Genomic DNA, 14,129 nt, shown 5'->3' with positions numbered 1-14,129 from the left:
TAGTGTTACCCCAACAACCCAAAGAGAGGGAAAAGAAGCGAGAGGGGTGCCCCCCCCCCCCCCCCCCCCCCCCCCCCCCCGCCCCCTTCACCGTGTCACCGGCCCGTCCGCGGGCCCGGCTGCCGTATCAGTGGTCGTACTCGTCCAGCGGCGGGCAGGAGCAGACCAGGTTCCGGTCGCCGAAGGCGCCGTCGATCCGGCGCACCGGCGGCCAGTACTTCTCGGCGGCGGAGACGCCCCCGGGGAAGACGGCCTCGTCGCGGGTGTACGGGTGGTTCCACTCGCCGCCCAGCGCCGCGGCGGTGTGCGGGGCGTTGGCCAGCGGGTTGTCGTCCACCGGCCACTCACCGCCCGCGACCCGCTCGATCTCCGCACGGATCGCGATCATCGCGTCGCAGAAGCGGTCGATCTCGACGAGGTCCTCGGACTCCGTCGGCTCGATCATCAGCGTGCCGGCCACCGGGAAGGACATGGTCGGCGCGTGGAAGCCGTAGTCGATCAGGCGCTTGGCGATGTCGTCGACGCTCACACCCGTGGCCTTCGACAGCGGACGCAGGTCGATGATGCACTCGTGCGCGACCAGGTCGCCCGGACCGGTGTAGAGCACCGGGTAGTGGTGCTCCAGGCGCTTGGCGATGTAGTTGGCGCCGAGCACCGCCACCTGGGTGGCGCGCTTGAGGCCCTCGCCGCCCATCAGGCGGACGTACGACCAGGAGATCGGCAGGATGCCCGCCGAACCCCACGGCGCGGCCGAGATCGGGCCGACGCCCGTCTCGGGGCCGGCGGCCGGCTGGAGCGGGTGGTTGGGCAGGTACGGGGCCAGGTGCGCCCGGACACCGACCGGGCCGACGCCCGGGCCGCCGCCGCCGTGCGGGATGCAGAAGGTCTTGTGCAGGTTCAGGTGCGAGACGTCACCACCGAAGTGACCCGGCTTGGCGAGGCCCACCAGGGCGTTCAGGTTCGCGCCGTCCACGTACACCTGGCCGCCCGCCTCGTGCACCTGGGCGCAGATGTCGGCGACGTGCTCCTCGAACACACCGTGCGTCGACGGGTAGGTGATCATGAGCACGGAGAGCTCGTCACGGTACTGCTCGATCTTGGCGCGCAGGTCGTCCGCGTCCACCTCGCCGTCGTCGGCGGTCTTGACGACGACGACCTTCATGCCGGCCATCACGGCGCTGGCGGCGTTGGTGCCGTGCGCGGAGGACGGGATGAGACAGACGGTGCGCTGCTCGTCGCCGTTCGCGCGGTGGTACGCGCGCACCGCGAGCAGACCGGCGAGCTCGCCCTGGGAGCCGGCGTTCGGCTGGATGGAGACCTTGTCGTAGCCGGTGACCTCGCAGAGACGTTCCTCCAGCTCGTTGATGAGCGTGAGGTACCCCTCGGCCTGCTCGACCGGGGCGAAGGGGTGCAGCTGGCCGAACTCGGGCCAGGTGACCGGCTCCATCTCGGTGGTCGCGTTGAGCTTCATGGTGCAGGAGCCGAGCGGGATCATGCCGCGGTCCAGCGCGTAGTCCTTGTCCGAGAGCTTGCGCAGGTAGCGCAGCATCGCGGTCTCGGAGCGGTGCTGGTGGAAGACCGGGTGGGTGAGGTACGCGTCCGAGCGCAGCAGGCCCTCGGGCAGCGCGTCGGCGGTGGTCCCGTCCAGGGCCTCGATGTCGGCGGTGACACCGAAGGCGGCCCAGACGGCCTCGAGGTCGGCGCGGCGCGTGGTCTCGTCGCAGGCGATCGAGACGTGGTCGGCGTCGGCCCGGTACAGGTTGACCCCGCCCTTGCGGGCGGCGGCGACGACCTCGGCGGCCTTGCCGGGCACGCGGGCGGTGACGGTGTCGAAGAAGGAGCCGTGGACCAGCTCGACCCCGCCGGCCGTCAGGCCCGCGGCGAGCAGCGCGGCGTAGCGGTGGGTGCGGCGGGCGATCGTCTTCAGACCGTCCGGGCCGTGGTAGACCGCGTACATCCCGGCCATGACGGCGAGCAGCACCTGCGCGGTGCAGATGTTGCTGGTGGCCTTCTCGCGGCGGATGTGCTGCTCGCGGGTCTGCAGGGCCAGGCGGTACGCCTTGTTGCCGTCCGCGTCCACGGAGACGCCGACGAGGCGGCCGGGCAGCGAGCGGGCGTGCTTGGCCTGGACGGCCATGTAGCCGGCGTGCGGGCCGCCGAAGCCCATCGGGACGCCGAAGCGCTGGGTGGTGCCGACGGCGATGTCCGCGCCCAGCTCGCCCGGGGAGGTCAGCAGGGTCAGGGCCAGCAGGTCGGCGGAGACGGTGACGATCGCGCCGAGCTCGTGCGCCTGGTCGATGACCGGCTTGATCTCCCGGACGGCACCGGAGGCGCCCGGGTACTGGAGCAGCACGCCGAAGACACCGCGCTCGGCGATCTCGGCCGGGATGCCCTCGGACAGGTCGGCGACGACGACCTCGACGCCCGTGGGCTCGGCGCGGGTCTCGATCACGGCGATGGTCTGGGGCAGCGCGTCGGCGTCGACGAGGAAGACGCCGTCCTTGACCTTGCCCACGCGGCGGGCCAGCGACATGGCCTCGGCGGCCGCGGTGCCCTCGTCGAGCAGGGAGGCGCCGGAGGTCGGCAGACCGGTCAGGTCGGCGACGAGGGTCTGGAAGTTCAGCAGCGCCTCGAGGCGGCCCTGCGAGATCTCCGGCTGGTACGGGGTGTACGCCGTGTACCAGGCCGGGTTCTCCATGACGTTGCGCAGGATCACCGGCGGGGTGAAGGTCCCGTAGTAGCCGAGACCGATCATCGAGGAGAGCACCTGGTTGCGGTCGGCGAGCGAGCGCAGCTCGGCCAGCACCTCGGCTTCGGTGCGCGCCTCGGGCAGGTTCAGCGCCTCGGCGGTCTTGATCACATCCGGTACCGCGGCGGCGGTGAGCTCGTCGAGGGAGCCGTAGCCCACCTGGGCGAGCATCTTCGCCTGCGCTTCGGCGTCCGGGCCGATGTGACGCTGCTCGAAGGGGATGCCCCGCTCGAGCTGGGAGAGCGGAATGCGGTTGGCGGTCATAACGGAGGCCTCCTGGTCGTATGACCTGCGAGGGGCACCACGGCGCGGGCACCCGGACGGCCTCCCCCTCTGTCATCTCAACCTGAGAGCTTCACCGGAGCCGCGGGGTTCGCCCGAGAGCTCCGGCTTTCACCGTCGGTGAGGAGAAGCGCCGGTACTGCGGATCCGGAGCCTGCCCCTGCTTTCCAGAGTGGCCTCGTCGCGTGCGGTACGTATGCCTGAGAGATTCCGGGGAGGATTTGCTCCTTCGGCGCCTCCGTCGTACTCACTCGGAGGACTCTCCCGCACAGGGTCAACAGCCGCCACCCAGCCTACCAGCGAGGATCTCGACCCTCCCTCGAGTGGCCCCCTCTTCAAATATGCACTTTTGTAGTCATGACGGATGAGCTCTGCATCACTGCGACCGTACGGAGGGACCGTGCAGACCGACATCGATCCGCGCAGCCTGATCGGCCGCAAGGCGTTCGACCGCAACGGCGCCAAGATCGGCACCGTGGACGAGGTCTACCTCGACGACGCCACGGGCGTCCCGGAGTGGGCCGCCGTCCGGACGGGCCTCTTCGGCCGCGACGCCTTCGTCCCCCTGGAACCCAGCGAGGTGGTGGACGACGCCCTGCGCGTGCCCTTCGAACGCTCCCTGATCAAGGACGCCCCCGACTTCGGGGTCGGCCGCCACCTCTCCCCCGAACAGGAGCTCCAGCTCTACCACCACTACGGCCTGGACGTGGCCCTCCCCTCCGACTTCCAGCACCCCCACCCGCAGGACACGCCCTAAGGGCCGTCCCCGACCAGGGGCAGCGGGTCCGAAGCCTCCAGCTCGGGGTCGTCCAGCCGGAAGGTGCGGACCCGGCCCGGGGGTGATCCGGGCTGCTCGAACCGGACGGTCACCCGGCCGACCCCGCTGCCCTGCACCCATCCGGGCCCGTACACCGCGTGCCGTACGTCGCTCCCGGCGGCCCAGTGCCGCACGGGAGCCGTCTCCGTCCCCTCCAGGGCCTCCGCCGGCACCTCGGGGGGCTCCCCCTCCCCCGAGGACTCCGCCGCGTCCTCACCGGCTCCTCCGGCTCGCGCGGCCCCGGCGCCGGCCGCCTCCTCCGCCTCCGCGGCGGCGGCGGCCAGCGCCTGGGCGAACAGGTCCTCCTGGGTGTAGTCCGCGAGCCCCGTCACCCCCACCCCCAGCAGCCGCACCCCGCCGGTGGTGTCCACGCCCTCCAGCAGCCGCGCGGCCGCCTCCCGCACCACGGCCGCGTCGTCGGTGGGCCCCCGCAGCGTCTCCGAGCGGGTCAGGGTCGAGAAGTCGTACCGGCGGACCTTCAGGACGATGGTCCGCCCCGAGTGCCCCGAGCCGCGCAGCCGGCCCACGCAGCGGTCCGCGAGCCGCTGCACCTCGTTCCGGATCCGTACCCGGTCGTGCAGGTCCACGTCGAAGGTGTCCTCGACCGACACGGACTTCGCGTCCCGCTCGGCGACCACCGGCCGGTCGTCCAGACCCAGCGCCATCCGGTAGAGCCCCACCCCGTGCGCCCGGCCCACCATCCGCACCAGCTCGTCCTCGCCCGCCTCGGCCAGCTCGCCCACGGTGGTGATCCCGGCCCGGCGCAGGTGTTCCCCGGTGGCCGGCCCGACGCCCGGAAGGGTGCGCACCGACATGGGCGCGAGGAGCTCGCGCTCGGTCCCGGGCTCGATCAGCAGCAGTCCGTCCGGCTTGGCCTCCTCCGAGGCCACCTTGGCCAGCATCTTGGACCCGGCCAGTCCGACCGAGCCGCTGAGCCCCGTGAGGGCCAGGATGTCCGCCCGCAGACGCTCCCCCGTGGCGCGGGCGCTCACCGAGTCGAAGGCGGCTCCGCCCGCCTCCAGGTCCACGAAGGCCTCGTCGAGGCTGAGCGGCTCCACGAGCGGCGACAGCTCCCGGAGCAGGCCCATGACCAGCTCGCTGACCTCGCGGTAGAGGGTGAAGCGCGGAATCAGGTACGCGCCGTTCGGGCAGAGCCGGCGGGCCTGCGCGGTCGGCATCGCCGAGTGCACACCGAACCGCCTGGCCTCGTACGAGGCGGTGGCCACGACCCCGCGCGGCCCGAGCCCTCCGACGATCACGGCCTTCCCGCGCAGGCTGGGCTTGGACGCCTGCTCGACGGAGGCGTAGAAGGCGTCCATGTCCAGGTGCAGGATGGTCGGCGCGGCTCTCACAGTACCGATGCTGCCCCATGCCACTGACAACGCGGGGATCCGTGGCCGCCGCCCACGTCCCGCCACAGGGGCGCGGGGCGCGGGCGCGGGCTCAGACGGCCCGGTTCCGGCGGGCGGCCAGCTCGTCGGCCGGGTTGTGGCCGACCAGGGTCTCCCCGGTGTCCACGCGCTCGCCGTGCAGCTGCGACAGCGCGTTCTCGACGTCGCGCCAGACGACGCCCACCGCGATGCCGAAGACGCCCTGCCCGCCCTGGAGCAGGCTCACGACCTGGTCCGGCGAGGTGCACTCGTACACGGTCGCGCCGTCGCTCATCAGCGTCATGCGCTCCAGGTCGGAGAAGCCCCGGTCGCGCAGGTGCTGCACTGCGGTGCGGATGTTCTGCAGCGCCACCCCGGTGTCCAGGAAGCGCTTGACGATCTTCAGGACGACCACGTCGCGGAAGCTGTACAGCCGCTGGGTCCCCGAACCGTACGCGGGCCGCACGCTCGGCTCGACCAGCCCGGTCCGCGCCCAGTAGTCGAGCTGCCGGTACGTGATCCCGGCGGCGGCGCACGCCGTCGGTCCCCGGTAGCCGACCTGTTCGGACACCGGGCCGTCGTTCACCGGTCCGACCGGCGCGGGCGCCGGCTGACGGTGCACGGAACCCGCCGCACCACTGTGCAGCGGGTACGGCCCACCATCGCTCCGCGCGGGGGTGCCCCCGGTCGTACCGTCGCCCGTGATCCTCACGCCGACCCTCCGTCCTTGACCTGCCACCTCGAAGGTAGGCAGTGACCAGGGGTGCGTCAACGATCGCCACACTCGGCACGCCGAGTGATAATCACCCTGAGAGTGGTTTCCCGTACCCCATTGCGGGGAAAGGCTACTTGAATGGGCTGACAGTTCCCGGTGGATGACGCGGCCGTCGGCGCGGCTACTGGGGGCCCGTTCCGAAGTCCTCGGGCGAGATCTGGTCGAGGAATTCGCGGAACTTCTCCACCTCGTCCTCCTGCTCGTCGGGAATGGCGATTCCGGCGTCGTCCAGCACACCGTCACTGCCGTAGATCGGCGTCCCCGTGCGCAGGGCCAGCGCTATGGCGTCCGACGGCCTCGCGCTCACCTCGACCCCGCTGGCGAAGACCAGCTCCGCGTAGAAGACGCCCTCCCGCAGATCCGTGATCCGGACCTCGGTGAGCTCCTCGCCGACCGCGTCCAGCACGTCCTTGAACAGGTCGTGCGTCAGCGGCCGGGCAGGGGCCATGCCCTGCTGCGCGAAGGCAATGGCGGTCGCCTCCCCAGGACCGATCCAGATGGGGAGGTACCGGTCGCCTCCCACTTCACGCAGGAGCACGATCGGTTGGTTGGAGGGCATTTCCACCCGGACACCCACAACGTCGAGCTCGTTCACACAGCAACCCTAGGACCTGCCCGGCAGGTTTGGGTAGTCGGGGCTCCCCCGGGACCCGTCGCGTCAGTGCGGACGCAGCCCGAGAGCGGTCTGGACCAGGGCCTCGTGAAGCCGTACGGAGAGCCCCGCGAGCTCCCTCATGGTGGCCTCGGCATGGGCTCTGGTCTGCGGATTGCGGTGCCGGCGCAGCGGGGAGACGAGCTGCTCCACCAGGCCGGCCTCCCGGTCCGCCGCCGCCTTCATGCCGCGCAGATGACGGGGCTCGAGTCCGAACCGGCCGAGATCCGCGATCAGCCGGGCCACGGTGACCGTCCCGGCGTCGAACCCGCCGCCCGGCGCCTCGGAGACGAGCCCGTACGACTCCCACTCCTCGAGCTGCGCCTCGTCCACCTCGGCGGCGGCCATCAGCTCGGCCCGGCCCACCCGGGCCGCCGTAGGCCGCTCGCCGCCGGCCTCCCCGCCCACGGCGGAGGCCTGCGCGGGATCCACTGACTCCCCGTGCGCGGCTGGCGCGGGGATGCGGATCTGCTCTCCGCGGTCGAGCGCGTCGAGCTGCTCCCGGATGACCTTCAGCGGGAGGTAGTGGTCGCGCTGCAGGCGCAGGATGCGCCCGAGCCGCTCGACGTCCTCCGCGCTGAACTTGCGGTATCCGGAGGGTGTGCGCCGGGGCTCGACCAGACCCTCCGCCTCCAGGAAGCGGATCTTCGAAATCGTGACTTCGGGGAACTCGTCCCGCAGCGTGGCCAGCACCGTGCCGATGCTGACCAGCTGTCCGGCCGAGCCGGCGGTGCCGTTCTTCGGGGCACCGCCCGTCGGGGTACGCAGCATGGAACCTTCCCTGGGTCCCCCCGGAGGGTGTCCGGGGGTGGGGTTCCCCCCGGACGGTGTCCGAGGGGGTCAGGCGCCCCGCAGGCTCGCGTAGAAGACCAGCCGGTACTTGCCGATCTGCACCTCGTCACCGTTGTGCAGAGCGACGGACTCGATCGGCTCGCGGTTCACGTACGTGCCGTTGAGGCTGCCCACGTCGGCGACGGTGAAGCCGCCCTCCGGGCTCCGGCGGAATTCGACATGCAGGCGGGACACGGTGATGTCGTCCAGGAAGATGTCGCTCTGCGGGTGCCGGCCCGCAGTGGTCAGTTCGCCGTCCAGCAGGAACCGGCTGCCCGAGTTGGGCCCGCGCCGCACGATCAGCAGGGCGGAACCGGGCGGCAGCGCCTCCACCGCGGCCTGGGCCTCGGGGGACAGCGAGGACGACACGTGCTGGCCCGACCCCTCGGCCTCGTAGGCCTCGAGGCCGGAGATCGAGATGGTGGACGTGGTCTCCGAGGCACGCTCCGGCGTCAGACCCGGTCGCAGCGGCGCCCCGCAGTTGGAGCAGAAACGGCTCGCCGCGTCGCTGCGGTGTCCACACCTGCCGCACGTCTGCTCGGCCGACATGGACGGCTCCTCGCGCCGCGGCTGCCCCGCGGAGGCACTGGTGGCATAGGGGTCGGAGGCAAACCCTCCACCCGCACTGGAGCTTGACGGTTCACCGAAACCTATGCGTCCGGAACCGGCGGGGTCGACGGACGACGCGCCGCCCCCCGGGTGGTCACCCGGGCCGGCCACCTCGTCGCGGAAGAGCGGCCTGTCGCCCTGCCCCTCCGCTCCCGGCTGCCCCGCGCGATGCCGCGAGCCACCGCTTTCCTCGTTCTTCTTCTTGCCGAACAACTTCTCAAACAATTTCACGGGCGATTCCCCTTGACCGAAACAGACCCGCCCGTGGGGCAGGACGAACTCTGCATGCACACACCTGCCGACCCGGACATTCTGACAACGTCCGTAACCACCAGACAGTTTCCACCACGCACGGCGACTTCCGTGCGTCGACCCCCCGCAGGCGCCGGCCCGCGTGAGACCGTCCGCACACCGCTACGCGTCACGACGATGACGACCGAGCGTAGTCAGGCTGCTTCGCAGCCCGCAAGGCATCCACAACGATCTTCGCCGACCGTGTGACGGCAACGGTGGCCTGTTCCTTCTCCATGGTCTGTACGACACCTCCCGGGATGTTGAGCGCCGGCTCCAGATCCTGCGGTTTGCCGATGACCTTGAACTCGTAGGGCTGTGTGATCTTCTTACCGTCGATTCCGACCCCGCCGGCCTCGTCGGAGAAGTACGAGCCCGCCACGACGCGCACCCCGTTGATCTGGATCGCCTCCGCCCCGGCGGCCCGCAGCTCCTGGAGGGTGTCCAGCAGCTGGTCGGACCGCACCTGCCCCTTGACGTCGCTGATCCGCAGCGTGATCCCCGGGCCCTGTGCGGCCACCGTACCGGCCAGGATGCCCAGTTGGCGCTCCTTCTCCACCGTCTGCCGACGAGCCTCCTCGGCCTGGTTGGAGCTGTTCTGCAGCTCCTTGCGCTGGTCTTCCAGCCTCTGCTTCTCGTCCTCCAGGCGCTGGGTCCGCCCGTCCAGCTCGTCGAGGATCCGTACCAGGTCCTCCTGACGGGCACCGCGCAGCGGCGCGCTGGAGTCGCTGTTGGAACGGACCTGGATCGCTAGACCGAGACCCAGGACGAACAGCAGCAGCGCGACGATCAGTTGGGCCCGGCTGAGCCGGGGCGGCCACAGCCCGGCGGCCAGGCGCTGGCGCCCGGTCTCCTCCGGCACGGCCGGCCCGGGCTGCCGCGGCGGCTCCTGGGGCCCTGGCTGTTCCGACCGGGGCTGCTGCTGCGGCTGCTGGGGCTTGGCCCCGGACTGCCCGGGGACCTCCGGCTCGCCGGGCGGGGTGCTCTCCGTGTTCATGGCCTCACGCCCGGAAGACGTGCCGGCGGATGGCCGCGGCGTTGGAGAAGATCCGGATGCCGAGGACGACGACCACACCGGTCGACAGCTGCGAGCCGACGCCCAGCTTGTCACCGAGGAAGACGATCAGTGCCGCCACGACCACGTTCGACAGGAACGACACCACGAAGACCTTGTCGACGAAGATGCCGTCCAGCATCGCGCGCAGACCGCCGAACACGGCGTCGAGTGCGGCGACCACGGCGATCGGCAGATACGGCTCCACCACGGCCGGCACCTCGGGCCGGACCAGAAGCCCGACCACCACTCCGGCCAAGAGGCCCAGTACCGCGATCACGATGCACCCTTCTTCGGCTCTTCTGCTGTGGCTGAGCGGACGGTCAGGCTCGACGCCGCCGGCAGCCGCACCTCGTCCATCGGGGTCAGGCTGTAGCGGATCCCGTAGCTCTCCTGCAGGACGTGCAGGTACTGGCCGTCCACGGAGTCCTGGAACGTGGTCCCGAGCCCCTTCTTGTCGCCCACCGCGAGAACCTCGTAGGGCGGCACCAGGGGCTTGTTGTCGACCAGTATCGCGTCACCCGCGGCCCTGATCGCCGACAGCGCCGTCAGCCGCTGCCCGTTGATCGACACGGCCTCCGCGCCCGCCTGCCACAGTCCGTTGACGATCCGCTGCATGTCCCGGTCCCGCACCCGGCCGGTGTTCGAGAACCCGGCGCTCTCGCGCGGGCCGCCACCGCCGCCCGACGAGGCGCCCTTGGCGTCGTCCACGATCAGTTTGACGCCGGGACCCCGCACATCGGTTGCGCCCGCCAGCAGTTCCACCAGCCGGCCCCGCTCGCCGACCTGCTGCTTGAGCGCCACGCGCTGCCGGTCGGCGACCTCGGTCCGCAGCCGGTCCGTGTCGCGCTCCAGACCGTCCGCGTGGTCATCGGCCCGCTGCACCCGGTCGATCAGCTCCTGGCGCTCCTTGGCCAGCACCGGCGCCGAGACACGCGCCTGAGCGGCGCCGAGCGTGACGACCATGGCGGCGAGCACCAGCCCCGCGGCGAGCGCGAGCTTGGCCTTGAGGGTGCGGGGCAGCCCCGCCGTACCGTCCGCCTCGCGCCGGGCCGAGGCTTCCGCATAGCCCTCGTCGAGGCTGTGGTCCATCACATGGGTCAGCAGCGACATGGACGCGTCCGGGCGCGCCGGCGGTGTGGCCGAACTCCGGTTGTTGGGCGGCTGCGACATGCCGCACATCGTCGCATGTCGGCACCGCCCCCACCCAATGCGCTCGTCCGGCGGGGCGGGGCGGACGACTCCCGCACCCGGCCCGCCGGCACCGCGCGTCAGTGCTGCCCGGCTCCGTCCACGACCGCAGCCCACTCGTCGAGGAGCGCCTGGGCGGAGGCGTCGTCGGGGCCTTCGGCCCACAGGTGGGTGACCGCCTCCGCCGGGTCGGGCAGGACCAGCGCCCACCGCCCGTCGGCCTCGACCACGCGCACCCCGTCGGTGGTGTCCACCTGCCGGTCGCCCGCCGCCTCCACGACCCGCCGCATCACGAGGCCCTTCGCCGCCCACGGGGTGGGCACGTCCCGCTTGAGCACGTGCGCACGCGGAATGCGGGCGTCGATCTGGCTCAGGGTGAGCTGCGTCCGGGCCACCAGTCCGATCAACTGCACGAAGGCCGCCGACCCGTCGAACACGGAGCTGAACTCGGGGACGATGAACCCGCCCCGCCCGTCCCCGCCGAAGATCGTCGTCTCCTCCCGGCCGACCCGGGTCAGGTCGTCGGGCGAGGTCGTCGTCCACTCCACCTGGGTGCCGTGGTACGCCGCCACCTGCTCGGCGACCCGCGTCGTGGTCACCGGCAGGGCCACCTTGCCGCTGCGCTTCTCGGCGGCCACCAGGTCGAGGAGCACGAGCAGCGCCCGGTCGTCCTCGATGATGCGGCCCCGCTCGTCCACCAGCGAGATCCGCTCGCCCACCGGGTCGAACCGCACCCCGAAGGCCGCCCGCGCCGACGCCACGATCTCGCCGAGACGCACCAGCCCGGCCCGCCGGGTCTCCCGCGTCTCGGTCGGCCTGGACTCGTCCAGGCCGGGGTTGATCGTCAGCGCGTCCACGCCGAGCCGGCCGAGCAGGCTGGGCAGCACGAGCCCCGCGCTGCCGTTCGAGGCGTCCACGACGACCTTGAGCCCGGCGTCGGCGATCCCGGTGGTGTCCACCCGCCGCAGCAGCGAGCCCGTGTACGAGTCGAAGACGCTCGACGGGAACTGCAGGTCGCCGATCTCCCCGGGGAAGGCACGCCGGTACTCCTGGCGTGCGTACACCCGGTCCAGCTTGCGCTGCTGCGCCTGCGAGAGGTCGGCGCCCCGCTCGTCGAGGAACATGATGTCCACCGAGTCCGGCACCCCGGGCGAGGTCCTGATCATGATTCCGCCCGCCGCACCGCGGGCCGTCTGCTGGCGCGCCACCGGCAGCGGTACGTTCTCCAGGTCACGGACGTCGATGGCGCTGGCCTGGAGCGCCGAGATCACCGCGCGCTTGAGCGCACGGGCGCCTCGGGAGTGGTCACGGGCCGTGGTGACGATCGCGCCCTTCTTCAGCATCGTCGCGTAGGCGCCCGCCAGCTTGACCACCAGCTCGGGGGTGATCTCCACGTTCAGGATCCCGGAGACTCCCCGGGCACCGAACAGGTGTGCCTGGCCGCGGGACTCCCAGATGACCGAGGTGTTGACGAAGGCACCGGCCTCGACCGTCTTGAACGGGTAGACGCGCACATTGCCCTGGACAATGGATTCTTCACCCACGAGGCACTCGTCACCGATGACGGCGCCGTCCTCGATCCGGGCTGCCCGCATGATGTCGGTGTTCTTGCCGATGACGCAGCCGCGCAGGTTGCTGTGCGGGCCGATGTAGACGTTGTCGTGGACGACGGCCTTGTGGAGGAAGGCTCCGCTCTTCACGACCACGTTCGACCCGATGACGGTGTGCTCGCGGAGCTCCACCCCGGCCTCTACCTTGGCGTAGTCGCCGACGTACAGCGGCCCGCGCAGCACGGCGTCGGGGCTGACCTCGGCCCCTTCGGCGATCCACACGCCGGGCGAGATCTCGAAGCCGTCCATGTCGACCTGGACCTTGCCCTCGAGCACGTCGGCCTGCGCCTTGACGTAGCTCTCGTGGGTGCCCACGTCCTCCCAGTAGCCCTCGGCCACGTAGCCGTAGATCGGGCGGCCTTCCTTCATCAGCTGGGGGAAGACGTCACCGGACCAGTCGACGGAAACGTCCGGGTCGACGTAGTCGAAGATCTCCGGCTCCATCACGTAGATGCCGGTGTTGATGGTGTCCGAGAACACCTGCCCCCATGTCGGCTTCTCGAGGAAGCGCTCGACCTTCCCTTCCTCGTCCACGATGGTGATGCCGAATTCCAGCGGGTTCGGCACCCGGGTCAGGCACACCGTGACCAGTGCGCCCTTCTCCTTGTGGAAATTGATGAGGTCGGTGAGGTCGAAGTCGGTCAGCGCGTCGCCGGAGATGACGAGGAAGGTGTCGTCCTTCAGGGCTTCTTCGGCGTTCTTCACGCTGCCGGCGGTTCCGAGAGGCTTTTCCTCGTTGGCGTAGGTGAGCTCCATCCCGAGCTCCTCGCCGTCACCGAAGTAGTTCTTGACGAGGGACGCCAGGAACTGCACCGTGACCACGGTCTCGCTGAGCCCATGCCGCTTGAGCAGCCTCAGCACGTGCTCCATGATCGGCCGGTTCGCCACCGGCAGGAGCGGCTTGGGCATGCTTGAGGTCATGGGGCGAAGCCGCGTACCTTCGCCACCGGCCATCACGACGGCCTTCATGTCGGAAGAGTCCTCCTAGAGAGATGACGGTCCAGCCGACCTCACTCCTCCGGGGCGGATACTCCGCAACTCATCCGCGTCAGTACCGGCGCCGAGTGAGCTCAATCGGCCGTGGTAGCCCTGACCAGCCGGCGGACTTGCACCACGTAAAGGATTCCTGCCCACCAATAGAGAGTTGTACCCCATCCTGCGAACGCCCATCCGAAAACGGACGCCATCCAGGCCAACCAGCCGGTCCCGTCACTGAGCAGGAGCAAGGGGAAGGCGTACATCAGGTTGAAGGTCGCGGCCTTGCCGAGGAAGTTCACCTGCGGCGGCGGATAGCCGTGCCGACGCAGGATCCACACCATGACCAGCAGCATCGCCTCACGCGCGAGGAGCGCCGCGGTGAGCCACAGGGGCAGGATCTCCCGCCAGGTCAGACCGAAGAGAGTGGTCAGGACGTAGAGGCGGTCCGCGGCGGGGTCCAGCAGCCGGCCCAGTTTGCTGATCTGATTCCAGCGGCGCGCGAGTTTTCCGTCGAGGTAGTCACTGATCCCGCTGAGCATCAGGACGGCCAGCGCCCACCCGTCGTGCCCCTCCAGGATGAGCCAGAGGAACAGCGGTACGCCGACGAGACGAGCCATGCTCAGGATGTTCGGAATGGTGAAAATTCGGTCGGTCTGAACCCGAGTCTCCTGGACCTCCACCCGGGGGCCTCCACTGTGACGCTAGAAATGGTCGGATCGGTGCCCCCTGACCCTACAGGAGTCCCTGCACGGGCCGACCGGCCGCCGATCCGGACCCTGAACGCAGAAAAGCCCCGCACCAGAAGGTGCGGGGCTTTCCCACAATGATTGTTCGGCGGCGTCCTACTCTCCCACAGGGTCCCCCCTGCAGTACCATCGGCGCTGAAAGGCTTAGCTTCCGGGTTCGGAATGTAACCGGGC

Annotated in this window: 12 protein-coding genes, 1 rRNA gene and 1 riboswitch; of the genes, 1 reads left to right on the top strand and 12 read right to left on the bottom strand. The window is 70.6% G+C overall.

All coding sequences use genetic code 11. From position 1 onward, the window contains the following. Positions 1–127 precede the first annotated feature (127 nt). Positions 128–3,013 (bottom strand): aminomethyl-transferring glycine dehydrogenase, encoded by a 2,886-nt coding sequence (gene gcvP / locus ACZ4WZ_RS24885; RefSeq protein ID WP_467893551.1) that lies wholly within the window; start codon positions 3,011–3,013, stop codon positions 128–130. 196 nt (positions 3,014–3,209) lie between these two features. Further along, a riboswitch (glycine riboswitch) is annotated at positions 3,210–3,308 on the bottom strand. A 123-nt stretch (positions 3,309–3,431) separates the two neighbouring features. Between gcvP and ACZ4WZ_RS24880 the strand changes: the two genes are divergently transcribed. Continuing rightward, the gene (locus ACZ4WZ_RS24880) at positions 3,432–3,788 is read left to right on the top strand and encodes a PRC-barrel domain-containing protein (RefSeq protein WP_467893550.1); all 357 of its coding nucleotides are present in this window, start codon (positions 3,432–3,434) and stop codon (positions 3,786–3,788) included. On the opposite strand, the gene ACZ4WZ_RS24875 is transcribed toward ACZ4WZ_RS24880, so the two are convergent. The 11 genes from ACZ4WZ_RS24875 to rrf form a co-directional block, all read right to left on the bottom strand. Beyond that, positions 3,785–5,200, bottom strand: a complete 1,416-nt coding sequence (locus ACZ4WZ_RS24875; protein ID WP_467893549.1) for a DNA polymerase IV — start codon at positions 5,198–5,200, stop codon at positions 3,785–3,787. The two genes, ACZ4WZ_RS24880 and ACZ4WZ_RS24875, sit on opposite strands and share 4 nt — an antisense overlap. A 91-nt stretch (positions 5,201–5,291) precedes the next feature. Continuing rightward, positions 5,292–5,930, bottom strand: a complete 639-nt coding sequence (locus ACZ4WZ_RS24870; RefSeq protein ID WP_467893547.1) for a MerR family transcriptional regulator — start codon at positions 5,928–5,930, stop codon at positions 5,292–5,294. Between the two features lie 184 nt (positions 5,931–6,114). Then, on the bottom strand, positions 6,115–6,588 hold the full coding sequence (locus tag ACZ4WZ_RS24865) for a bifunctional nuclease family protein (protein ID WP_467893545.1): 474 nt from the start codon (positions 6,586–6,588) through the stop codon (positions 6,115–6,117). 63 nt (positions 6,589–6,651) lie between these two features. Continuing rightward, entirely contained in the window at positions 6,652–7,416 is a 765-nt protein-coding gene (ftsR, locus tag ACZ4WZ_RS24860; RefSeq protein WP_467893543.1) for a transcriptional regulator FtsR, read from the bottom strand. Positions 7,417–7,485: 69 nt separating this feature from the next. Beyond that, on the bottom strand, positions 7,486–8,376 hold the full coding sequence (locus tag ACZ4WZ_RS24855) for an FHA domain-containing protein (RefSeq protein ID WP_467893541.1): 891 nt from the start codon (positions 8,374–8,376) through the stop codon (positions 7,486–7,488). A 130-nt stretch (positions 8,377–8,506) separates the two neighbouring features. Further along, positions 8,507–9,373, bottom strand: a complete 867-nt coding sequence (locus ACZ4WZ_RS24850; protein WP_467893539.1) for a DUF881 domain-containing protein — start codon at positions 9,371–9,373, stop codon at positions 8,507–8,509. A gap of 4 nt (positions 9,374–9,377) precedes the next feature. Beyond that, complete coding sequence (locus tag ACZ4WZ_RS24845; RefSeq protein ID WP_007262894.1) at positions 9,378–9,710, bottom strand: small basic family protein; 333 nt, start codon at positions 9,708–9,710, stop codon at positions 9,378–9,380. Next, positions 9,707–10,612, bottom strand: coding sequence for a DUF881 domain-containing protein (locus tag ACZ4WZ_RS24840; RefSeq protein WP_467893537.1), 906 nt, complete (start codon positions 10,610–10,612; stop codon positions 9,707–9,709). The genes ACZ4WZ_RS24845 and ACZ4WZ_RS24840 overlap by 4 nt, the downstream gene beginning before the upstream one ends. An 89-nt stretch (positions 10,613–10,701) precedes the next feature. Next, entirely contained in the window at positions 10,702–13,200 is a 2,499-nt protein-coding gene (locus ACZ4WZ_RS24835; RefSeq protein WP_467893536.1) for a sugar phosphate nucleotidyltransferase, read from the bottom strand. 101 nt (positions 13,201–13,301) lie between these two features. Beyond that, positions 13,302–13,889 carry a CDP-alcohol phosphatidyltransferase family protein gene (locus tag ACZ4WZ_RS24830; RefSeq protein WP_388945716.1) on the bottom strand — a complete coding sequence of 196 codons (588 nt, stop codon included), beginning with the start codon at positions 13,887–13,889 and terminating at the stop codon, positions 13,302–13,304. Positions 13,890–14,038: 149 nt separating this feature from the next. Next, a 5S ribosomal RNA gene (rrf, locus tag ACZ4WZ_RS24825) occupies positions 14,039–14,129 on the bottom strand; the annotation flags it as partial.

The organism is Streptomyces sp. NPDC029122, from assembly GCF_055569445.1.
The sequence above is the reverse complement of the archived record's forward strand: the minus strand, read 5'-3'. Positions and strand labels throughout refer to the sequence as shown.